Below are 21,247 nucleotides of genomic sequence, written 5' to 3' on the forward strand. Positions count from 1 at the left end.
TTACTTCCTCGCGTCCGCGGTCATGTAGCGCATCAGGGACTCCTGGGTGGCCTCTGAGCGGTCGAACTCATGGGTGATCACGCCCTCGGCGAGCGTGTAGATGCGATCACACAGTCCGAGCAGCTCGGGCAGCTCGGAGGAGATCACCAGTACGCCGCGACCGCTGCGGGCGAGCTCCTGGATGATCCCGTAGATCTCGTACTTGGCGCCGACGTCGATGCCTCGGGTCGGCTCGTCGAGGATCAGCAGCTTCGGGTCGGTGTACATCCACTTGGACAGCACCACCTTCTGCTGGTTGCCGCCGGAGAGCTTGCCGACCCCGGCGGTGATCGAGGGCGCCTTGATGTTGAGGTTCTTGCGGTAGCCCTCGGCGACCACGACCTCCTTGTGCTCGTCGACGACGAGCCCGGAGCGCAGCTTCTTCAGCGCCGCCGCGGTGACCGAGGTCTTGATGTCGTCGATGAGGTTGAGCCCCAGGCCCTTGCGGTCCTCACTGACGTACGCGATGCCGGCATCGATCGCCTGGGTGACCGTGTTGAGCTGCAGCTCCTCGCCGTCCAGCACCAGCGAGCCGGAGGTCCGGGAGCCGTAGGAGCGTCCGAAGATCGACCGCGCGAGCTCCGTACGTCCCGCGCCCATCATCCCCGCGATCCCGACGATCTCGCCGGCCCGCACGGACAGGTTGGCCTGGCGGATGACCTCACGGTGGCTGTCCTGCGGATGCATGACGGTCCAGTCGCGCACCTCGAAGAGGACGTCCCCGATGGAGGGGGTGTGATCGGGGAAGCGGTTCTCGAGGTCGCGGCCGACCATCCCGCGGATGATCCGGTCCTCGTCGACGCCACCGCTGGCGACGGACAGGGTCTCGATGCTCTGGCCGTCACGGATGATGGTTATCTCGTCGGCGATCTGCTCGATCTCGTTCAGCTTGTGGCTGATCATGATCGAGGTGATCCCCTTCTCCTTCAGCCCCTCCAGGAGCGCGAGGAGGTGCTGGGAGTCGTCGTCGTTGAGGGCGGCCGTCGGCTCGTCGAGGATGAGCAGCTTGACCTCCTTCGAGAGCGCCTTGGCGATCTCGACCAGCTGCTGCTTGCCGATGCCGAGGTTCTTCACCGGCGTCAGCGGGTTCTCCCGCAGGCCGACCCGCGCGAGCAGGTCGATCGCCTCGCGGTTGGCGCGGCCCCAGTCGATGATGCCGCGCTTGGCGGTCTCGTTGCCGAGGAAGATGTTCTCCGCGATCGAGAGCTCGGGGATGAGAGCGAGCTCCTGGTGGATGATCACGATGCCGGCGGCTTCGCTCTGCCGGATGTTGGCGAACTTCGCGGTCTCGCCCTCGAAGACGATGTCGCCGCTGTAGGTGCCGTGGGGGTAGACCCCGCTGAGCACCTTCATCAGGGTGCTCTTGCCGGCGCCGTTCTCACCGCAGATCGCGTGGATTTCACCGCGGTTGACGACGAGGTTGACGTCGGCGAGCGCCTTGACGCCGGGGAACTCCTTGGTGATGCCGCGCATCTCCAGGATCGGTGAGGTCATGTGGTGGTTCCTGCTATCTGGCCAGGTGACGGCGTGGGCCCGGTCCGGAGGGACCCGGGCCCACGCCGCGTACGTGGGCGCTACTTGATCTCGTCGGCGGTGTAGTACTCGGAGTCGACGAGCACCTTGGTGACGTCGTCCTTGGTGACCACGACCGGGTCGAGGAGGTAGGACGGAACGACCTTCTCGCCGTTGTCGTAGGTCTCGGTGTCGTTGACCTCGGGCTCCTCGCCCGCACCGACGGCGACGATCATGTCGACGGTCACCTTGGCGAGCTCGCGGGTGTCCTTGAAGATCGTGGAGTACTGCTCACCGGCGTTGATCGACTTCACCGACTGCACCTCGGCGTCCTGACCGGTCACGACCGGGAGGTCGGCGGTGGTGTAGCCGTTGCCCTTGAGCGCGGCGATGATGCCGAGCGAGAGGCCGTCGTAGGGCGAGAGCACGCCCTGGACCTTCTTGGAGGCGTACGTCTTGGTGAGGATGTCCTCCATGCGCTTCTGCGCGGTGGCGGGGTCCCAGCGCAGGATCGCGGCCTGCTTGAAGTCCGTCTGACCGGAGGGGATGACGATCTCGCCGGACTTGATCAGCGGCTCGAGCACCGACATGGCGCCGTCCCAGAAGAAGGTGGCGTTGTTGTCGTCCGGGGAACCACCGAAGAGCTCGACGTTGTAGGGGCCCTCGCCCTTGGCCTTCAGTCCGTCGACGAGCGAGGTGGCCTGCTGCACGCCGACCTGGAAGTTGTCGAAGGTCGAGTAGTAGTCGACGGCCTCGGTGTCGCGGATGAGGCGGTCGTAGCTGATCACCGGGATGTCCTGGGACTCAGCGGTCTCGAGGACCTCGCCGAGCGCGGTGCCGTCGATGGCCGCGACCACCAGGACGTCGACGCCCTTGGTGACCATGTTCTCGACCTGGGAGACCTGGGTCGGGATGTCGTCCTCGGCGTACTGCAGGTCGACCTTGTAGCCCTCGGCCTCGAGCTGCTTCTTGATGTTGTTGCCGTCTGCGATCCAGCGCTCCGAGGACTTGGTCGGCATGGCCACACCGACGGTGCCCTTGTCGCCATCGCCGCCGTCGCTGCCGCTGCCGCATGCCGCCAGCCCGAGCGCAAGCGCCGCCGCGGTGATCGTGGTGAGTACCTTGCGCACTTACCTGCTCCATTTCATCTACGGCCACGTCGGTAGGCCGACGCGCCGCTATCGGGGGGTCTCGAAAACCGGCGCACGGACCGGCTCCCAGGTGAGCCACATCACAGATGTGAGCGCTCACATTGGGACAGGCTGCCTCTTCATGTCCGAATGCGTCAAGTGCAGGACGAGGATGTTTCCGACTCGTGACTTACGGGAGGCCCCGTTGATCATCTGCGCTACACAGCGGACTCACAGACAAGCCCGGAGGCCGTCCCGTCACAGGTGACGTACGCCGACCAGCGCCCCGGCGCCGTCCGGCCAGGTGACCTGGATCGACTCCGCGCCGTCGGCGTCGGAGCCGTCGACGACCCGCTTCACGACGATCGCGAAGCTGCCCGCGTCCACGCGGGTGTCGGCACCGTGGGAGCGGATGGTGACGCCGTCGAAGTGCGGCACCGCGTTGCGCGACCACGAGCCGGTGCCGGTCGCGGTGACGACGCTCTCGCGTCGATCCACCAGGCGTCCCCGGTCGTAGACGTCCATCGGCTCCTGGGTCGCGCCGGTGAGCGCGGCCGTCAGCAGGGCCCGGACCGCCACCGCGTCGGCGGTGGCGTCGTAGACGTAGCGCGTGCCCAGCGCCGAGTGCTCGGTGGTCGCCATCAGGAAGTCCTCGGCGCCGTCGAGGGGCGCCTCGCGGTAGGAGACCGGCAGGTGGACGACGGACTCGCCGACCTCGAGGAGCACGCACTCGATCCCGACCCGTCCGGCCGGGTCGTCGAACCGGTAGGAGCCGATCGTGCCGGTCAGGTCACCCTCGCACCACGTCCGGCTGGCGAGCCAGGCGCCGAAGATCTCTTTCTTCGACGGGGTGAGCGTGGCCTTGTGAACGATCGACATGACCGTTATCTACCAGTTCAGGACACCTTGTGGCTATCGCCTTCGCCGTTCGAGGTGGTGTCGGTCTCGGAGTCGATCTCGGCGTCCTCCTTGGCGCGAGCGGCCTCGACCGCCTTCGCGGCCCGGGCCTCGACCTTCTCGGCGAAGGCCCGCCGCTGCGGGTCGAGCACGAAGAAGGAGAGCACGCCGCTGATCACGAACGCCAGGATCACCGAGAAGAAGATGTCGACCTCGCCCGCGACGAGCGACCAGATGCCCGCGACGATGCCGAAGGTGGCGACCAGCGACAGCAGCCGCAGGCCGGTGTAGATCCAGAACTCTTTCATCGTGAGGCTCCCTCGGTGAGCTCGACGACCGCCGGGGCTGCGGGCGCAGCGTACGAATGCTGCGAGGTCGAGGAGAAGTAGTTGATGCCGATGAAGTTGAACCACAGCGTGGCCAGCCCGATCAGCGCGACGATCGCAGCCTTCTTGCCCTTCCACCCGGCGGTCGCGCGGGCGTGCAGGTAGCCGGCGTAGACGACCCAGGTGATGAACGCCCAGACCTCCTTGGGGTCCCAGTTCCAGTAGGAGCCCCAGGCCTCGTGTGCCCAGATCGGTCCGGAGATCAGCACGCCGAAGGTCCACACCGGGAACGCGAAGGCGTGGATCCGGTAGGAGACCCGGTCGAGGTTGTCGAGGTCGGGCACCCGCGCCAGCAGAGCTGCGTCGGGGAAGCGCGCCTTGAGGAGGTACGCCGCCGAGGCGATGCCGCCCAGCGTGAACCCGCCGGTGGCGATGATGGCCGCGATGACGTGGATGACGAGCCAGTAGGAGTTGAGCGCCTCGGTCAGCGGCGCGACCGGCTCGTAGAGCCCGACCACGGCCAGCATCAGCACCACGACGGTGAAGCCGAGCACCCACGGCGCCATCCAGGACAGCTTGAGCCGCCGATACAGAACGACGTACGCGGCGGCCACCACGAACGAGCCGGAGATCGTGAACTCGTACATGTTGCCCCACGGCACCCGGTTGGGGTCGGCGGCCATCCCACGGCCGACCAGCGCCAGCAGGTGGCACACCACCGCGATCGCGGTCAGCAGCAGGCTGAGGCGTCCGAAGAGGGCGGCGCGCTGCTCGCGTACGGCGGCGGCGGGGTTCTCCGGGGCATCGGTCTCGTCGGCCGGGGCACCGGCCCCGACGAGCTCCTTCTCCGCGACCGCGGCCCGGGCGCGCGACTGCCAGGCCGACCACTCGACCAGCGCGCAGAGCAGCGCCAGGAAGTAGACGACGCCGGCGGCCGTGATGGCCTGGTTGCTGAGTACGCCCCAGGTGTGGTCAGTCATCGGTTCTCCTCCTGTGTTCGCGCGCCTCGTAAGGTCTCCGCAAGGCCGGTGACGACGGCTGCGGTGTCTCCACCGCCGGAGCGGTCGAGGGCGGCGATCTCGACCAGTGTGCGCCCATCGACTCGGCGGGCGCGAACCCACACCCGTCGCGGGCGGATGAAGAGGGACCCGAGCAGCCCCACGAGGGCGAGAGAGACGCCGAGGAGCGCCCACTCCTTGCCGGGCGACTTCGAAATCTGCACCCGGTTCCACTGCTGGACGTCGTCGAAGGAGATCGACCCCAGTCCGTCGGGGAGCTCGGCCGTCTCCCCGAGGCGCAGGTTGAACGCCTTGCCGGTCTCGTCGGGCGACATCATGTTGGCCTTGGAGGTGTCGAGCGCGTAGACCGACTGGGGCCCGGCGTCGAGGTTGAGGTCGCCTCGGAAGCCCTGCAGCGAGAGCATCGCGTGCGACCCGTCCCCGATGTCGCCCATCAGGTTGACCGGCTCACCGTCGACCGTGCCCTCGAACGGGTAGAACAGCCCCTGGAAGCCGAGCTCCTCGGGCGAGGCGTACGGCGCCTTCACGACGCCGAAGGAGAGCAGGTTCTGGCTCTGCGGGAGGAAGATCGTGGGGCCGGAGTAGGCCACGTCGCCGTTGCCGTCGCGCACGGTGATCACCGGCGCGTAGCCGTGGGCGAGCAGGAAGACGTCGGTGCCGCCGATGGTCAGCGGGTGGTTGACCCTGAGGTCATAGCTCTTCTCCTCGCTCGACCCCGTGGTGTAGCGGATCTTCGAGTTGAACCCGCGCGCGGTCCCGGCGCCCGCGCCGGTGCTCAGCCACTCGGCCTTGAAGTCGTCGATCTTGAAGGAGAAGTCGTCGAGGTCCTCCGGGGCGAAGAGCGAGCCGGGCTTGAAGTCGTCGTACTGCGACAGCTCGTTGGCGAAGCCGTACTCCTCCCCCACCAGCACGATCACGCCGCCCTTGTAGCCGAACAGGCTCCCGGTCGCGAACGCGACCAGCACGATGATCAGCGACATGTGGAAGATCAGGTTGCCGGCCTCGCGCAGATAGCCCTTCTCGGCGGAGACGGACTGCTCCCCGGTGGTCGAGCTTGTCGAGACCTCCTTGCGGATGCGGTAGCCGCGCAGCTGCTTCCGCGCCGCGGCGAGCACCTCGGCGGGCTCCTCGTCGGTGACGTACGTCGTGGAGTCGGGCAGCCGGGTCAGCTTGGCCGGCGTCGCCGGCGGCTCGGCCCGCATCGCCCGCGCGTAGACGAGGCACCGCGGGATGATGCAGCCGACCAGCGAGACCATCAGCAGCAGGTAGATCGCCGCGAACCACGGCGTCGAGTAGACGTTGAAGAGCCCGAGCTTCTCGTAGATCGGCGTCAGCGTCGTGTGCGCCTCGCGCCACTGGTCGGCCTTGAGCGAGTCGACCCCGTCCTGCGGGATCAGCGACCCCGGGACGGCCGCGAGCGCGAGGAGCAGCAGCAGGATCAGTGCCGTACGCATCGAGGTCAGCTGGCGCCAGCCCCAGCGGGCCAGCTCGCGGGCGTTCAGCTCGCCCGGGCGGCGTACGGAATCTTTCTTCTCCTGGTCGGGAGCCGAGGTGGTGCTCACAGTGCGATGCCCTCCCAACGCTGGACGAGCTGGACCTGCAGCCACTGGACACCGTTGTCCCACCAGCCGGTGAGCATGGCGACGCCGATCAGGATCATCAGTACGCCGCCGATGATCGTGATCGCGCGGGTGTGCCGGCGGAACCAGGTGAGCGCGACGGTGGCCTTGCGCCACATCACCGCGACCAGGATGAACGGGATGCCGAGCCCGAGCGCGTAGACGGCGAGCAGCAGGCCACCGCGGGCGGCGGTGCCCTGGTCCCAGGCGAGGCCCGCGATGACGCCCAGCGTCGGTCCGGTGCACGGGGTCCAGGCCAGCCCGAAGAGGAAGCCGAGCAGCGGCGCCGCGGCCAGGCCGACCGCCGGGACCTTGTGGAACTTCAGGTCGCGCTGCAGCAGCGGGATGAAGCCCATGAACGCGATCCCCATGATGATCGAGAGCACGCCGAGGACCTTGGTGCCGGTCTGCTGGAACTCGAGCAGCTTGTAGGCGATCCCGCCCACGGTGATGCCCATCAGGACGAAGACCACCGAGAACCCGGCGACGAAGAGCAGGGCGCCCGCGAGCATGCGGCCGCGGCGTACGTCACCGGAGGCGAGGTCGGCGCCGGACAGGCCGGTGGCGTAGGAGAGGTAGCCCGGGAGCATCGGCAGCGTGCACGGCGAGACGAACGAGAGGAACCCGGCCAGCAGCGCGACCGGGATGGCCAGCATCAGCGAACCGCTCCCGGCGGTGCTCGCGAACCAGTCCGTCATGCGGAGCCCTCTTCTGACTTCCCCGCCGCGGAGATCAGCTCGTCGAGCGTACGTGCCGAGGGGATCTCGCCGCGGATCAGCGCCGCCACGCGCCCCTCGGTGTCGAGGATCGCGGTGGCCGGGATGGCGCGCGGCGCCAGCGAGCCCTTCAGCGCGAGGACGGCGGCGCCGTCGGGCGAGTAGACCGAGGGGTACTCCACGCCGTAGTGCCGCTCGAAGGCCAGCCCCTGCGCGGCCGAGGCGTCGCGGGTGTTGAGCCCCACGAAGGCGACCTCGTCGCCCAGCTCCTCGTAGGCCGCCTGGAGCATCGGCATCTCCTTGCGGCACGGCGCGCAGCCGGTCCACCACACGTTGAGCACCGTGACCTTGCCCCGGGTGTCGGCTAGGTCGAAGGGCTTGCCCTCAAGGGTCTCGCCGGTGAGCTCGACCGGCTCCCCGCGATCGGCGACCGGGATCTCCTGGGTGCGGCCGTCACCGGAGATGTAGCCGGCCTCGTTCGTGCCGGTCTGCCCGCAGGCAGCGAGCATCACCACCAGTGGGAGAGCGAGCAGCCAACGCATGCCCCTGAGCCTGCCTAACAAAACTGAGAGACTTCTAATCTTCCGAGTCGCCGGCCGAGAACGGCGCGTACTTGTCCTTCGCGGGCAGCATGTCGCCGGCCGGCTCGCCGTAGGAGAGCGCGACGAACTCGTCGTCGACGAAGTGCAGCGAGGTCAGCGAGCACAGCGCGCACTGGCGGCGGCGCGGGTCGTGCAGGAAGCTGCGGCCCTCGATGTGGAGCCGGGTGGTCCAGATCGGCAGCTGGTGGGAGACGATGACCGCCTCGTGCCCCTTCGCCTGGTCCCGGGCGTCGTGGATCGCGGCCATCATCCTGGCCACGATCTCCAGGTAGGGCTCGCCCCACGACGGCTTGAGCGGGTTGAGCAGCTTCGGCCAGACCTTGGGATCCTTCAGCGGCCCCATGCCGTCCTTGAAGCTCTTGCCGACGAAGAGATTCTCCGACTCGAGCACCCGCTCGTCGAGCGAGATGTCGACGCCGAGCGCCTTCGCCAGTGGCCCGGCGGTCTGCTGAGCACGCTCGAGCGGGCTGGAGATGACGTGGGTGATGTCCTGCCCGCCGATCCGGTCGGCGACCCGCTCGGCCATCCGCAGGCCGAGCTCGGAGAGGTTGAACCCGGGCCGGCGCCCGTAGAGGATCCCCTCCGGGTTGTGCACCTCACCGTGGCGCAGCAGGTGGACCGTGGTCTCGATGCCATTTCCCTGGGACGTCATGCCTTCACCTTTACAGCAGCCTCGGCGGCGTACGGAATCGCCTCCGTGATCTGGGAGATCGCCCGCTCGTCGTGGGCGGAGGAGAGGAACCAGGCCTCGTAGGCGCTCGGCGGCAGGTAGACGCCCTGGTCGAGCATGGCGTGGAAGAAGGCCTTGTACGCCGCCTCGTCGGTGGTCTTGGCCTCGTCGAAGTTGCGCACCGGCTTGTCCGTGAAGAAGACCGAGAACATCGTGCCGGTCGACTGGATCACGTGCGGGAGACCGACCTTGGTGAAGCTCTCCTCGATCGCCGCCTTCACGACGTCGGCGGCCCTGGTGATGTGGTCGTAGACCTCGTCGGTGGCCAGCCGCAGCGTGGTCAGGCCGGCGGTCGTCGCGACCGGGTTCCCGGAGAGCGTGCCGGCCTGGTAGACCGGCCCGTCGGGGCTGAGCGATCCCATCACGTCGGCGCGGCCGCCGAAGGCCGCCGCCGGGAAGCCGCCACCCATCACCTTGCCGAAGGTGACCAGGTCGGGCGTCCAGCCCTCGGGCTTGCCGTCCAGACCCCACTGCCCCTGCTTGCTGGCCCGGAACCCGGTCATCACCTCGTCGGAGATGAACAGGGCGCCGTTCCTCGTGCAGGTCTCGCTCAGGAACTGGTTGAACCCGGGCTCCGGCGGCACGATGCCCATGTTGCCGGGCGAGGCCTCGGTGATCAGGCAGGCCACCCGGCCGGCGTACTCCTCGAACGCCGCGGTGACCGCGGCTCGGTCGTTGTACGGCAGCACGACGGTGAGCTCGGTGCTGCTCTCCGGTACGCCCGGGGTGCCGGGGATCGCGTGGGTGACCAGCCCGGAGCCGGCGCTGGCGAGCAGCGAGTCCACATGGCCGTGGTAGTTGCCGGCGAACTTCAGGATCACGTCGCGCCCGGTGAACCCGCGTGCCAGCCGGATGGCCGACATCGTCGCCTCGGTGCCGCTGCTCACGAACCGCACCTTCTCGACCGGTGCCCGCTCGACGATCGCCTCGGCCAGCTCGACCTCCGGGGTGGTCGGGGTCCCGTAGGACGTACCCCGGGTGACGGCCTCCAGGACCGCGGCCTGGACCTCCGGATGGGCGTGGCCCAGGAGCATCGGGCCCCAGGAGCAGATCAGGTCGACGTACTCGTTCCCGTCGACGTCGGTCAGCCACGCCCCCTTCGCCTCCCGGATGAAGCGCGGCGTCCCGCCCACCGCGTTGAAGGCGCGCACGGGCGAGTTCACGCCGCCCGGCGTCACGGCCTTCGCGCGGGCGAAGAGCGCTTCGGATGCCGCTGCGGACAGGGGTGCGATGTCGTGAGGCACCGCAGCATTGTTCCCCAGACCACGTCGAATCCCCATTTCTCCGCCCCGGCGCGGCACGGCGCAGCGGCGGATCCGCACGTCGGTCTCCGACGACAACCCGGATCCTGGTCATTCGTCTTGGTCACCTACGCTGGCGACATGGGCTTCCTACTGACGAGAGACCGCTGATGGCGCGCGTCTCAGCCGACGTACGCCGCGAACGCCTGGTCGAGGCCGCGATCCGGGTGATGGTCCGTGACGGCGTCGCCAAGACCACGACACGCTCGATCGTGGCGGAGGCCGACATGCCGCTCGGGGCCTTCCACTACTGCTTCCGCTCCAAGCAGGAGCTCCTGGAGAACGTCATCGAGGCGATCACCGGGCACACGCTCCAGCTGGCCCTGGTGGAGATGCGCGGGGAGGAGTCGTTCGAGGAGAAGCTCCAGGCGGCGCTCAGGGCGTACTGGCAGCACGTCATCGCCAACCCCGACGAGCACCAGGTGACCTACGAGCTGACGCAGTACGCCCTTCGTCAGCCGGGCCTGGCCACGGTCGCGCGCCGTCAGTACGAGACCTACCTCGAGGCCAACACCCAGGTCCTCACCGTCCTCGCCGAGTCCACCGGGGTGACGTGGGACCAGCCGATCCCCATGCTGGCGAGATACCTCACCGCCAACATCGACGGCCTCACCCTGCTGTTCCTCAACGAGGGTGACGCCGAGGCCGCCGGGGCCGCGCTCGACTTCGCCGCGGCGCACGTCGCATCGATGGCCAGATCAGCGTAGTCACCGGCATCTGGACCGTTGACCCGGTCATGCGTCCAACTCTAGGATGCGGCGTACGTCACGCACCCTGGAGGCACTGTGAACGCCGTCCGCTCGCTGCTCTGTCTCGTCCTCATCGGCTTCGTGGCGTTCGCCCCGCCAGGCTGGTCGTCGCCGCCGGACCGGTGGTGGGAGCCTGCCGACCGGCCGGTGCCCGACTCCCAGGTCAACGTCACCGGCAAGCCGTTCACCGGCACCGACGCCACGGGTGACGTACGCGGCTTCGCCGACGTCCACAACCACCTGATGACCAACGAGGCGTTCGGGGGCGAACTGGTCTGTGGCAAGCCGTTCTCCGACGCCGGGGTCGCCGACGCCCTCGAGGACTGCGCGGCGCACTACCCCGACGGCTCCGGCGCGCTGCTCGAGAACCTGACCGGCGCGGAGCCGGACGGCAAGCACGACCCGGTGGGCTGGCCGACCTTCAAGGACTGGCCCTCGTACCGCACGATGTCGCACCAGCAGAACTACTACGCCTGGCTGGAGCGGTCGTGGCGAGCCGGGCAGCGGGTCCTGGTCACCGACCTGACCAGCAACGGCGTGATCTGCTCGATCAACCCCAACCGTGACCGCGGCTGCAACGAGATGGAGTCGATCCGCCTTCAGGCGGAGAAGACCTACGACCTGCAGGACTTCGTCGACAGAATGTACGGCGGCGAGGGCAAGGGCTGGTTCCGGATCGTCACCGATCCCGCCCAGGCCAAGCAGGTCATCGAGGACGGCAAGCTCGCCGTGATCCTCGGCGTGGAGACCTCCGAGCCGTTCGGCTGCAAGCAGGTGCTCGACGTCCCGCAGTGCAGCAAGGCGGGTATCGACCAGGGCCTCGACGAGCTGCACGCCCTCGGCGTACGCAGCATGTTCCTGTGCCACAAGTTCGACAACGCGCTCTGCGGCGTGCGCTTCGACTCGGGCACGACCGGGACGATCATCAACGTCGGCCAGTTCCTCTCGACGGGCACCTTCTGGCAGACCGAGAAGTGCCGCGGGCCGCAGCACGACAACCCGATCGGCAACGCATCCGTCCCCGAGATCGAGGAGAAGCTGCCCGCGGGCACCGAGGTGCCGACGTACGACGGCGACGCGCAGTGCAACACCCGCGGCCTCTCCCGACTCGGCGAGTACGCGATGCGCGGGATGATGCAGCGCGGCATGCTCGTCGAGCTCGACCACATGAGCGTGAAGGCCACCGGCCGCGCGCTCGACATCCTCGAGTCGGCCGACTACCCCGGCGTCATCTCCAGCCACAGCTGGGCCGACCTCGGCTGGGCCGAACGCGTCTACGGGCTCGGCGGCTTCATCGGTGAGTACATGTTCGGGCCCGAGGAGTTCATCGGTGCCGCCGGACGGACCGAGGCGCTGCGCACCGAGTACGACAAGGGCCTCGGCATCGGCACCGACTTCAACGGCCTCGGCTCCCACCCCGCTCCCCTGGGTGCCGACGGACCCAGCCCGGTGACCTATCCGTTCCGCAGTGTCGACGGCGGGTCGATGATCGACCGGCAGGTCACCGGCGAACGGGTCTGGGACGTGAACACCGACGGCGGAGCCCACGTCGGCCTGGTCCCGGACTGGATCGAGCAGATCCGCCGCCTCGGCGGCACGGAGGCCGTCCAGGACCTGATGGGCGGAGCCCAGTCCTACCTCGACACCTGGGTTGCCGCATCCGGCTACACGCCGCCGGGCAACCTCGCGGCCGGATCGCGCGCCACGGCGAGCTCGTCGGAGTGGAGCGCCTTCACCAGCTTCGCCCCGGGCCGCGCCATCGACGGCGACACCGGCACCCGCTGGGCCAGCGACTGGAGCGACGACCAGTGGCTCGGCCTCGACCTGCGCAGCGAACGGACCGTGGGCCGTGTGGTCGCCGACTGGGAGAGCGCCCACGCGGCGGCGTGGAAGGTCGAGGTCTCCTCGGACGGCACGACGTGGCGCACGGTGTGGTCGACCGACACCGGGAAGGGCGGGGTCGAGACGGCGACCTTCGAGCCGACCACCGCTCGCTACGTACGCATCCACGGCGTCAGCCGCGCCACCCGCTACGGCTACTCCCTGTGGGAGGTCGGCGTCTACGACCGCTGACCCGCCCGGGCGGCGATCAGCTCCTGGTACCAGCGGAACGAGTCCTTGGGAGTACGCCGCAGGGTGTCGTAGTCGACGTGCACGAGCCCGAAGCGCTCGGCGTACCCCTCCGCCCACTCGAAGTTGTCGAGCAGCGACCAGGCGAAGTAGCCGCGTACGTCCACACCCGCGGCGATCGCGTCGGCAACAGCCCACAGGTGCGCGTCGTGGTAGTCGATCCGGGGCTGGTCGTGCACTCCGCCGTCGGCGGCGACGGTGTCGTGGAAGGAGCATCCGCTCTCGGTGACGTAGACCGGCGGGAGCGCGTCGGCGTACCGCTCGTGGAACCGGGTCAGGATCTCGGTGAGCCCGTCGGGGACGATCGCCCACCCGAAGTCGGTGGTCGGTACGCCGACGAGCTGGCGCGGCTCGAACGGAAGCCCCTCCGGCATGATCGCGCCTTCGAGCGCCGGGCCGTGGTCGCCACCGGATCCGGGGGCGCCGACCAGCACCGGCTGGTAGTAGTTGATGCCGTACCAGTCGAGCGGCGCCGAGATCACCTTCAGGTCCTCCGCCACAGGTCCCGGCATCATCGAGGTGATCAGCTCGTCGGGGTACTCGCCGCGCAGGATCGGGTCGGAGAACAGCCAGTTGGTCAGCGTGCCGAACATCTCCGCCGCCTCCCGGTCCTCGGCCGAGTCCGAGGCCGGCCGGGCGGGCTGGTGGTTGGACGCGATGCCGATGTTGCTCGCTCCGGCCTCCCGCAGCGCGGAGACGGACAGGCCGTGGCCGAGCAGCAGGTGATGGGCCACCGGCAGCGCGTCGAAGCCGAGCGCCTGGCCGGGGGCGTGGGTGCCGAGCGCGTGCCCGAACATGGTGACCACGACCGGCTCGTTCAGCGGCATCCACATCGAGACCCGGTCACCGAGACGCTCGCCGACGATCGCGGCGTACTCGGCGAGACGGAGCGAGGTGTCGCGATTGAGCCAGCCGCCGGCGTCCTGCAGAGCCTGCGGCAGGTCCCAGTGGTAGAGCGTCGCGGCCGGCTTGATACCCGCCTCCAGCAGCCCGTCGACGAGCCGGTCGTAGAAGGCCAGCCCCTCGGCGTTGGCCGGCCCGGAGCCGGTCGGCTGGATCCGCGGCCAGGCGATCGAGAACCGGTAGGCGTCCACGCCGAGGTCCTTCATCAGCGCGATGTCCTCGGCGTACCGGTGGTAGTGGTCGCACGCGACCGCCCCGGTGTCGCCGTTCTTGATCCGGCCCGGCTCTGCGCAGAACGTGTCCCAGATCGACGACCCGCGGCCGCCCTCCTCGACGGCACCTTCGATCTGGTACGACGCGGTGGAGACGCCGTAGACGAAGTCGGTGGGGAGCTGCAGGCTGGGCAGATCAGGGTGGGTGGTCACGAGTTGTCTCCTATCGAACGGACTTGATCCGGTAGACCAGGACGGCGCCGGTCAGCGTCACTCCGGCGGCGACGGCGTACAGGGTGGAGTAGCCGCCGAGCACGCTCACGATCGGCGCAGCCACGACGGGGGCGAGCACCTGCGGCAGCGAGTTGGCGATGTTGACGACGCCGAGGTCCTTGCCGCGGTCGATCGCCTCGGGAAGTACGTCGATCATCAGCGCGAGGTCGACCGAGGTGAACACGCCCATGCCGAGACCGAGGACGGCCACGCCGATGATCGCGGCCGTCCAGGAGTGGAAGCCGGCCAACGACAGGGTGCCGGCTGCCATCACGACGCCGGCGACGGTCACGAAGATCCGGCGGCGGTCGAACCGGTCCGAGAGCCATCCGCCGGCGACGACCGTGACCAGCAGAGCGAGGGAGTTGACCGCCGAGAGCAGGAAGACGCCGGCTTCGGGGTTCTCGTGGTGAACCGCGTCGTCGAGGTAGAAGAGCAGGTAGACCAGCCCGATCGCGAACCCGAGGTTCATCAGGAAGCGGGTGAGCCACGCCCAGGCGAAGTCGGGGTGCAGGCGAGGGCTGATCCAGAAGCCGCGGAGGAACGTTCCCCACGAGAAGGATGGCCGGTCGGCGGGGTCGAGGACCAGGTCGCGGCGCATCGCGACGTACGGCGCACTCGCGATCACCAGGAAGACCGCGCACGCGAGGTAGCCACCGACGATCCCACCCGCAGCGGCCGCGAGCCCGGCTCCGACGACGGCGCCGACGGTCTGGGCGAGGCCGAGGAAGCCGCCGATGGTGCCGCGCTGCTGGTGCGGCGCATGGTCGGGTACGGCGGCGGTGATCGCGGCGAAGTTCGCGTTGAGGGCGATCTGGGCCAGGCACCATCCGATGGCCACCACGACGAGGTTCGGCGCGAAGGCCAGCAGCACCAGGCTGGCCACGCCGCCACAGATGCCGAGGACCGTCCACGGCAGGCGGCGGCCGAAGCGCGACGTCGTCCGGTCCGAGAGCGCGCCGAAGACCGGGTTGGCGACCGTCGAGCAGAGCGCGCCGATGCCGACGACCCAGGCGAGCGCGGCCTCCTTGTCGTCACCGACGAACCGCTCCGCCTGCATCCCGAGCAGGGTCAGGATCGGGCCGAACCATGCGGTGAACAGTCCGACGTTGGCCAGCGAGATCGCGGCCACCCATGACATGGGGGCCGGCTCGGCCGGCTCGTCCAGCGCCGACAGAGTGAGCTCAGAGCTGGTCACGTTGGGCGCCGATCAGCTGCTGATACCAGGAGTAGGAGTCCTTCGGCGTACGCACCAGGGTGTCGTAGTCGACGTGGACGAGGCCGAAGCGCTGGGTGAAGCCCTGAGTCCACTCGAAGGTGTCGGTCGGCGACCAGACCCAGTAGCCGCGGACGTCCGCGCCCTCCTCGATCGCCTGGTGCACGGCGCGCACGTGCGCGTCGAGGTAGTCGATCCGGCCGTCGTCGTGGACCCTGCCGTCCGGACCGGGTTCCTCGGTGCCGGGCTGCTGGGAGGTGCCGTTCTCGGTGACGATCAGTGGCGGCAGGCTCTCGCCGTACCGCTCGGTCAGCGTCAGCAGGATCTCGCGCAGGCCGTCGGGGCTGATCTCGCCGCCGAGCCCGGTCTTGGGCCCGTCGACCTCGACCGCCCGGAACGGCATCTCCGTCGGGATCTCGTGCTCCTGGATCACCGACGGCTCACCGGTCGGGGCGGCGACTCGCTGCGGGCTGTAGTAGTTGACGCCGTAGAAGTCGAGCGGGGCCGAGATGACCTCGAGGTCTTCGGCGACCGGACCGGGCATCCCCTCGGCATACCCCTCAGGGTAGCGTCCGAGGAGGATCGGGTCGCCCCAGATCCAGTCGGTGAGGTCGGCGCTGAACGCGGCGGCGGCGAGGTCCTCCGGACTGTCGGAGGCGGGCCAGGTCGGTGCGTGCGGGTTGGCGGTGCCGACGCTGCGGCCACCGGCCGCACGAATCGCCTGGACGCTCAGCCCATGGGCGAGCAGCTGGTGGTGGACGGTCGGCAGCGACTCGAAGAGCAGCTCCTGCCCAGGGGCGAAGCCGCCGATCGCGTAGCCGAGCAACGAGAGCACCACCGGCTCGTTGAGCGGGATCCAGTACGCCGCGCGGTCGGCCAGCCGGTCAGCCACGACCGCGGCGTACTCGCCGAAGCGGAGCGCGGTGTCTCGGTTCATCCAGCCGCCGGCCTCCTCGATCGGCAGCGGGGTGTCCCAGTGGTAGAGGGTCGGCGCCGGCCTGAGGCCGGCCGCCAGCATCTCGTCGACGACCCGGTCGTAGAAGTCCAGGCCCTTCGCGTTGACCTCGCCCGACCCGGTCGGCAGGATCCGCGGCCAGGCGATCGAGAACCGGTAGACGTCGGCGCCGAGGTCGCGTACCAGCGCGATGTCCTCGGGGTAGCGGTCGTAGAAGCCGGCACTGGTCGCCGGCGTCGATCGGTCGGCGATCCGCCCGGGCTGCTCGCAGAACACGTCCCACGTGGACCGTCCCCGCCCGTCGGCGTCGAGCGCGCCCTCGGTCTGGTACGCCGAGGCGCCGACACCCCACTCGAAGCCGGGAGGGAATCGGGGCAGCGGCCGGGTCATGGCTCAGACGATAACGCCAATACCGAATGGCCGCTAGGTTTTCGCGTTGGCCCACCTAGACTGCGGAGCATGTCCAGCCGAGCCCGTGGTCCTTACGCCAAGTCCGCCGAGCAGCGGCGCCGGATCCTCGACGTGGCGCAGGACGTGTTCGGGCGCCGAGGCAGCCACGGAGCGTCGCTGCGGGAGATCGCCGACCTGGCCGGCCTGAGCCAGGCCGGGGTGCTGCATCACTTCGGCTCCAAGACGGGCCTGCTGATGGCCGTGCTGGAGGAGCGTGACCAGGCCTCGCGCCAACAGGCGGACACCGGCGCCACCTGGGACGAGCAGGCCCAGGTGGCGCGGAGCATGTTCGAGCGGGCCATCGCCGACCGCGGGCTGACCCAGCTGTTCACCACCGTCACCGCCGAGTCGATCGTCCCGAGCCACCCGGCCCACGACTTCACCGTGGCCCGCTACCGGCGTACCGTCGCCGAGTTCACCGCAGCGCTGACCGAGGCCGCACCGGCCGAGCCCGAGCCGGCCGCGGCACCCGCTACGGACCTGGAGGGCGTCGCGCGCCTGGTGATGGCGGCCATGGACGGCCTGCAGCTGCAGCACCTGCTCGACCCGGACGCGAACGTGCTCGGAGCCTTCGACATCCTGCTCGAGGCGCTACCTCTCCTCGCCCCGCCGTCACCCGGCCCGGCGGACTGACCGGCGTGGGGCGAATCGGGATGCCATCAGGAACAGGACCGGGCTGAGCAGCAGCGGCAGCACGAACATCGCGCGGTGGCTGACCTGCTCGGCGACAGTGGCGATGGCGACGGCGGCCACGAGGTAGCCGACGTAGTTGGACACGTTGACCCGGGCGACGGCCTGACCGCCACCGTCGGCGTCGAGGTGGCCGGCCGCGACGAAGGACAGCGGCGGGATCATCGCCAGGCCGGCGCCGAGCAGGCCGAAGCCCACGATCGCGACCCACACCGATGGCGCGGCGACGACCAGCGCCATCGAGACGATCGCGACGAGCCCGCTGATGCGCACGGTCCGCACCGGCCCGATGCGGCGTACGACCGTGTCACCGACCAGCCGGGTGAGCAGCAGCACGGCCTGGTACGCCGTGAACGCCAGGGCCGCCGCGCTCTGCGTCGACGACAGCCCGTCGACCAGGTAGATGCCACCCCAGGCTGAGATCGACGAGTCGAGGAACCACATCACGAAGGTGGGTACGGCGAGCAGCAGGACCGGCAGCCACGGCACCTGCGGTGCGTGCGGTGCGTGCGGCGCGTGGTCACCGGCGTCGACACGGCCGTCGATGGGGTCGACCACCAGCAGGCCGCCCAGCAGCGCGGCGTTGAGCGCGAGCCCGACCGCGCAGACGATCGCGAACGACAGCAGGAGCGACCAGCCCAGCTCCAGGGTCAGCGCCGCGTAGCCGCCGCCGATGACCGCGCCGAGGCTCCACATACCGTGGAAGCCGACCATGATGCTGCGGCCGTAGAGGTCCTCGATGCCGACGCCCTGCATGTTCATGGCGGCGTCGATCTGGCCGACGAAGAGCCCGTACGCACACACCGCGACGACCAGGCCCGCAACGCTGTCCGGGAGGGAGACCAGCAGCGTCGCCACCGATGCGCCGACCAGCGCGGCCCTGAGGACCCGGGCGCTGCCGAAGCGTGCGGCGGCGTACCCGGTGATGACGCTGCCGACGGCCGACGCGATCGCCACGCCACCCAGCAGCAGGAGCACCTGGTAGTCGCTGAGGTCGTGCTCGGCCTTGATCGTGGGCAGCCGGGTGATCAGGGACGCGAAGGTGAATCCCTGGATCCCGAAGGCCGCGAAACAGGCCCGGCGGGCCGCCCGTGGCGGCGCGGGGGTCACGGTCGTGGTCACAGGAACGTCCTTCCTTCTCCTCGGTAGGTCGGGACGGCGTCGACGACGCTGCCGCCGTCGACGAGCACCAGCTCGTCGACGTGCTCGCAGAGCTCGCCGGCCTTGGTGTGCCGGAACCACACCCGGTCGCCGATCCCGAGCCGGGCGGCCGCAGCACCGGTCAGCGGCGTCTGCACCTCGCCCGCTCCCTCGGACGGCACCAGACGCAGGCCGCGGGGCCACACCGGGATCGGGAGCCGGTCCTTGCCGGCGGCCCCGGAGGCGATCCAGCCACCGCCGAGAACCGTCGCGTGGCGCGGTGAGGGGCGGCGTACGACCGACAGGACGAAGTACGCCGCGGGCTGGGGGTGGAAGCGGGTGTAGTGGTCGAACTGGTGCGGAGCGAGCAGCCCCGACCCGGCCGCCACCTCGGTCACGGCGTCCTCGGCGACGGTCGTCTCGATGCTGCCGGTGCCGCCGCCGTTGACGAACTCCATCGGCGCCACGCGGCGCACAGCGGCCACGGCGGCGGCCCGTCGTTCCGCCAGCTCGTCGACGGACCTCCGCTGCAGCGCCCGGACGACGTGCTTGGACAGGCCCGGCTGGTTGTCGCCCATCCCCGCGATCTGGCCTTCGTACGCCATCACGCCGACGAGCTCGCAGCGCGGGTGCGCCACGACGGCCCGGGCGAGCGCGGCCGCCTGGTCGGGCGCGTGCACGGGCGAGCGCCGGGCGCCGAGGTGCACTCGGCCGGAGGCCAGGCGGAGCGAGGCGTCGAGCTCGATGCAGATCCGGATCCGCGGACCACTGGCGCCGGCCGCGGCGGCGATCAGCTCCAGATGCTCGACGCTGTCGATCATCAAAGTCACTCGCGAGGCCAGCAGGTCGTCGGCGGCGAGCCGCCGGATGGCGGCCGTGTCCGCGGTCGGGTAGCCGACCACGACGTCCTCGACCTCACGCGCGAGCCAGAGAGCCTCGGGCAGGGTGTAGGCGAGCACGCCCTGGAAGCCCGGCATCGCCAGGGTGCTCCGCATCAGGGCACGGCAGCGCACGGACTTGCTCGCGACGCGGATCGGTGTGCCGCCGGCACGGCGAACCAGGTCGGCCGCGTTGGTGCGCAGCGCGGCCACGTCCACCACGGCATACGGCGTGGGGAGGTCGGCGGTGGCGGCTTCGAGGTCGTCGAAGGAGGCACGTACGCGCGTCGGGACGGTGAGATCCAGCATTCGTCGAGCATGGACCGACCACCGAATTAGGTCAAGTGTCCAAGACTATTGACCTTTGCTGTGACCTGGGTCATCCTGAGGCCCGACTGCCCACAGAAGGGACCCACCCATGAGCACTCGATGGCGCAACTGGTCCGGTACCGAAGAGGTGACCCCGGCACGCGTGGCCACGCCCGCGACGACCGATGAGGTCGCAGCCGAGGTGAAGGCTGCCGTCGCCGACGGCCTGACCGTGCGCGCCATCGGATCCGGGCACTCCTTCACCGGCGCGGCCGTCGCGCCCGGGCTGCAGCTCCGGCCGGACCGGCTGGACGGCGTGCTCGCCGTCGACGCGGACTCGGGCCTGGTCACCGTCGGGGCCGGCCTCCCACTGCACCGGCTCAACCCGATCCTCGCCCAGCACGGTCTGGCGATGGAGATCCTCGGCGACATCGACCGGCAGACGGTCGCCGGCGCGGTCTCGACCGGCACCCACGGCAGCGGCGAGAGGTTTCGGAGCATCTCCAACCAGATCCGCGCGCTCGAGCTGGTGCTCGCCGACGGCTCGGTCGTGACGTGCTCACGCGAGGAGCGGCCGGAGCTCTTCGAGGCCGCACGGGTGTCGATCGGATCCCTCGGCGTCATCACCACGGTCACCCTCCAGTGCGTGCCGCTCTACGCCCTGCGCGCGGTCGACGCGCCGATGCCGCTCGACGAGACCCTCGACGGGCTCGACGAGCTGGTGGCCGGCAACGACCACTTCGAGTTCTTCTGGTTCCCGCACACCACCACCGCGCTGACACGCCGTTTCGAGCGGCTTCCGGGCGATGTGGAGCTCAACCCGATGAGCACGCTCGCCCGGACGATCGACGACAAGATCGTCACCAACATCGGCTTCGAGGCGCTGCTGCGCCTCGGCACCCGATTCCCCGGCCTGGTGCCCGGGATCACCCGGTTCGTGACCCGCGCGGTGTCGTCCCGGGACTTCACCGACCTGGCCCCGAACGTGTTCGCGTCCCACCGCGACGTGCGCTTCCGCGAGGGTGAGTACGCCGTCCCGCGGGCCGCGGTCGCAGACGTGCTCCGCGAGCTCCGGCAGTGGGTCGACACCCATGACGAGAAGGTGTCGTTCCCGCTCGAGGTCCGCTTCGTGAGGAGCGACGACATCTGGCTCTCGCCGGCGTACGACCGCGACGTCGCGTACGTCGCCTTCCACCAGTACCACCGGATGCCCCACGAGCGCTGGTTCTCCGTCTGCGAGGACATCCTCGGCGCCGCCGACGGGCGTCCGCACTGGGGCAAGATGCACCGGCTCACCGCGGCCGACCTCGCCGAGCGATACCCGCGATTCGGCGACTTCACCGCGCTACGCGACGAGCTCGACCCGACCGGCGTCTTCGCCAATCCGTACCTCGACCGGGTCCTCGGCCTCACCAAGCACCAAGCGTCGCCGATCCGGCACTGATCCCTGA

General features: G+C 69.6%; 19 protein-coding genes. 4 read left to right on the forward strand and 15 right to left on the reverse strand.

Annotated elements, in window-relative coordinates:
- From mmsA to hemL, 10 genes are all read right to left on the reverse strand, one after another.
- A complete protein-coding gene (mmsA, locus tag ABTX24_RS01175) occupies positions 1-1,533 on the reverse strand; it encodes a multiple monosaccharide ABC transporter ATP-binding protein (RefSeq protein WP_160025710.1) in 1,533 nt (510 codons plus the stop codon).
- Between the two features lie 80 nt (positions 1,534-1,613).
- On the reverse strand, positions 1,614-2,681 hold the full coding sequence (chvE, locus tag ABTX24_RS01180; protein ID WP_350836830.1) for a multiple monosaccharide ABC transporter substrate-binding protein: 1,068 nt from the start codon (positions 2,679-2,681) through the stop codon (positions 1,614-1,616).
- A 258-nt stretch (positions 2,682-2,939) separates the two neighbouring features.
- Positions 2,940-3,560, reverse strand: a complete 621-nt coding sequence (locus tag ABTX24_RS01185; RefSeq protein WP_160025712.1) for a maltokinase N-terminal cap-like domain-containing protein — start codon at positions 3,558-3,560, stop codon at positions 2,940-2,942.
- Between the two features lie 17 nt (positions 3,561-3,577).
- A complete protein-coding gene (locus ABTX24_RS01190; RefSeq protein ID WP_160025713.1) occupies positions 3,578-3,886 on the reverse strand; it encodes a DUF4229 domain-containing protein in 309 nt (102 codons plus the stop codon).
- The gene (gene ccsB / locus ABTX24_RS01195; RefSeq protein ID WP_160025714.1) at positions 3,883-4,884 is read right to left on the reverse strand and encodes a c-type cytochrome biogenesis protein CcsB; all 1,002 of its coding nucleotides are present in this window, start codon (positions 4,882-4,884) and stop codon (positions 3,883-3,885) included. Before ccsB ends, ABTX24_RS01190 begins: the two co-directional genes overlap by 4 nt.
- On the reverse strand, positions 4,881-6,485 hold the full coding sequence (resB, locus tag ABTX24_RS01200; RefSeq protein ID WP_350836832.1) for a cytochrome c biogenesis protein ResB: 1,605 nt from the start codon (positions 6,483-6,485) through the stop codon (positions 4,881-4,883). The genes ccsB and resB overlap by 4 nt, the downstream gene beginning before the upstream one ends.
- A complete protein-coding gene (locus ABTX24_RS01205) occupies positions 6,482-7,240 on the reverse strand; it encodes a cytochrome c biogenesis CcdA family protein (RefSeq protein ID WP_160025716.1) in 759 nt (252 codons plus the stop codon). Before ABTX24_RS01205 ends, resB begins: the two co-directional genes overlap by 4 nt.
- On the reverse strand, positions 7,237-7,800 hold the full coding sequence (locus tag ABTX24_RS01210; protein WP_350836834.1) for a TlpA family protein disulfide reductase: 564 nt from the start codon (positions 7,798-7,800) through the stop codon (positions 7,237-7,239). The genes ABTX24_RS01205 and ABTX24_RS01210 overlap by 4 nt, the downstream gene beginning before the upstream one ends.
- Before the next feature lie 34 nt (positions 7,801-7,834).
- Positions 7,835-8,512, reverse strand: a complete 678-nt coding sequence (locus ABTX24_RS01215) for a histidine phosphatase family protein (protein WP_350836836.1) — start codon at positions 8,510-8,512, stop codon at positions 7,835-7,837.
- A complete protein-coding gene (gene hemL / locus ABTX24_RS01220; protein ID WP_160025719.1) occupies positions 8,509-9,834 on the reverse strand; it encodes a glutamate-1-semialdehyde 2,1-aminomutase in 1,326 nt (441 codons plus the stop codon). Before hemL ends, ABTX24_RS01215 begins: the two co-directional genes overlap by 4 nt.
- Positions 9,835-10,001: 167 nt before the next feature.
- On the opposite strand from hemL, the gene ABTX24_RS01225 reads away from it, so the two are divergent.
- Positions 10,002-10,598 carry a TetR/AcrR family transcriptional regulator gene (locus ABTX24_RS01225; RefSeq protein ID WP_160025720.1) on the forward strand — a complete coding sequence of 199 codons (597 nt, stop codon included), beginning with the start codon at positions 10,002-10,004 and terminating at the stop codon, positions 10,596-10,598.
- 78 nt (positions 10,599-10,676) lie between these two features.
- Positions 10,677-12,713, forward strand: a complete 2,037-nt coding sequence (locus tag ABTX24_RS01230; RefSeq protein ID WP_350836838.1) for a discoidin domain-containing protein — start codon at positions 10,677-10,679, stop codon at positions 12,711-12,713.
- On the opposite strand, the gene ABTX24_RS01235 is transcribed toward ABTX24_RS01230, so the two are convergent.
- Genes ABTX24_RS01235 through ABTX24_RS01245 form a run of 3 tightly spaced genes read right to left on the reverse strand, consistent with a single transcriptional unit; the run spans position 12,701 to position 16,719 of the window.
- Complete coding sequence (locus ABTX24_RS01235; protein ID WP_160025722.1) at positions 12,701-14,098, reverse strand: GH1 family beta-glucosidase; 1,398 nt, start codon at positions 14,096-14,098, stop codon at positions 12,701-12,703. The two genes, ABTX24_RS01230 and ABTX24_RS01235, sit on opposite strands and share 13 nt — an antisense overlap.
- Before the next feature lie 10 nt (positions 14,099-14,108).
- Positions 14,109-15,356 (reverse strand): MFS transporter, encoded by a 1,248-nt coding sequence (locus ABTX24_RS01240; protein WP_350836840.1) that lies wholly within the window; start codon positions 15,354-15,356, stop codon positions 14,109-14,111.
- The gene (locus ABTX24_RS01245) at positions 15,343-16,719 is read right to left on the reverse strand and encodes a GH1 family beta-glucosidase (RefSeq protein WP_350836842.1); all 1,377 of its coding nucleotides are present in this window, start codon (positions 16,717-16,719) and stop codon (positions 15,343-15,345) included. Before ABTX24_RS01245 ends, ABTX24_RS01240 begins: the two co-directional genes overlap by 14 nt.
- A gap of 69 nt (positions 16,720-16,788) precedes the next feature.
- On the opposite strand from ABTX24_RS01245, the gene ABTX24_RS01250 reads away from it, so the two are divergent.
- Complete coding sequence (locus ABTX24_RS01250; protein ID WP_350836844.1) at positions 16,789-17,412, forward strand: TetR/AcrR family transcriptional regulator; 624 nt, start codon at positions 16,789-16,791, stop codon at positions 17,410-17,412.
- Here ABTX24_RS01250 and ABTX24_RS01255 read toward each other — a convergent pair.
- Together ABTX24_RS01255 and ABTX24_RS01260 are read right to left on the reverse strand one after the other, a co-directional pair.
- Positions 17,392-18,591, reverse strand: a complete 1,200-nt coding sequence (locus tag ABTX24_RS01255; protein WP_350836846.1) for an MFS transporter — start codon at positions 18,589-18,591, stop codon at positions 17,392-17,394. The two genes, ABTX24_RS01250 and ABTX24_RS01255, sit on opposite strands and share 21 nt — an antisense overlap.
- Entirely contained in the window at positions 18,588-19,796 is a 1,209-nt protein-coding gene (locus tag ABTX24_RS01260) for an amino acid deaminase/aldolase (RefSeq protein WP_350836848.1), read from the reverse strand. The genes ABTX24_RS01255 and ABTX24_RS01260 overlap by 4 nt, the downstream gene beginning before the upstream one ends.
- A gap of 109 nt (positions 19,797-19,905) precedes the next feature.
- On the opposite strand from ABTX24_RS01260, the gene ABTX24_RS01265 reads away from it, so the two are divergent.
- The gene (locus tag ABTX24_RS01265) at positions 19,906-21,240 is read left to right on the forward strand and encodes a D-arabinono-1,4-lactone oxidase (protein WP_350836850.1); all 1,335 of its coding nucleotides are present in this window, start codon (positions 19,906-19,908) and stop codon (positions 21,238-21,240) included.
- Positions 21,241-21,247: the final 7 nt, after the last annotated feature.

It is taken from the genome of Nocardioides sp. NPDC127514 (genome assembly GCF_040302125.1).
Lineage (GTDB): Bacteria > Actinomycetota > Actinomycetes > Propionibacteriales > Nocardioidaceae > Nocardioides.

Bases quoted from the DNA above. Each gene is read 5' to 3' on its own strand.
- mmsA (WP_160025710.1), bottom strand. From the start codon at position 1,533: ATGACCTCACCGATCCTGGAGATGCGCGGCATCACCAAGGAGTTCCCC.
- ABTX24_RS01185 (WP_160025712.1), bottom strand. From the start codon at position 3,560: ATGTCGATCGTTCACAAGGCCACGCTCACCCCGTCGAAGAAAGAGATC.
- ABTX24_RS01190 (WP_160025713.1), bottom strand. From the start codon at position 3,886: ATGAAAGAGTTCTGGATCTACACCGGCCTGCGGCTGCTGTCGCTGGTC.
- ccsB (WP_160025714.1), bottom strand. From the start codon at position 4,884: ATGACTGACCACACCTGGGGCGTACTCAGCAACCAGGCCATCACGGCC.
- ABTX24_RS01205 (WP_160025716.1), bottom strand. From the start codon at position 7,240: ATGACGGACTGGTTCGCGAGCACCGCCGGGAGCGGTTCGCTGATGCTG.
- ABTX24_RS01210 (WP_350836834.1), bottom strand. From the start codon at position 7,800: ATGCGTTGGCTGCTCGCTCTCCCACTGGTGGTGATGCTCGCTGCCTGC.
- ABTX24_RS01215 (WP_350836836.1), bottom strand. From the start codon at position 8,512: ATGACGTCCCAGGGAAATGGCATCGAGACCACGGTCCACCTGCTGCGC.
- ABTX24_RS01225 (WP_160025720.1), top strand. From the start codon at position 10,002: ATGGCGCGCGTCTCAGCCGACGTACGCCGCGAACGCCTGGTCGAGGCC.
- ABTX24_RS01245 (WP_350836842.1), bottom strand. From the start codon at position 16,719: ATGACCCGGCCGCTGCCCCGATTCCCTCCCGGCTTCGAGTGGGGTGTC.
- ABTX24_RS01250 (WP_350836844.1), top strand. From the start codon at position 16,789: ATGTCCAGCCGAGCCCGTGGTCCTTACGCCAAGTCCGCCGAGCAGCGG.
- ABTX24_RS01260 (WP_350836848.1), bottom strand. From the start codon at position 19,796: ATGCTGGATCTCACCGTCCCGACGCGCGTACGTGCCTCCTTCGACGAC.
- ABTX24_RS01265 (WP_350836850.1), top strand. From the start codon at position 19,906: ATGAGCACTCGATGGCGCAACTGGTCCGGTACCGAAGAGGTGACCCCG.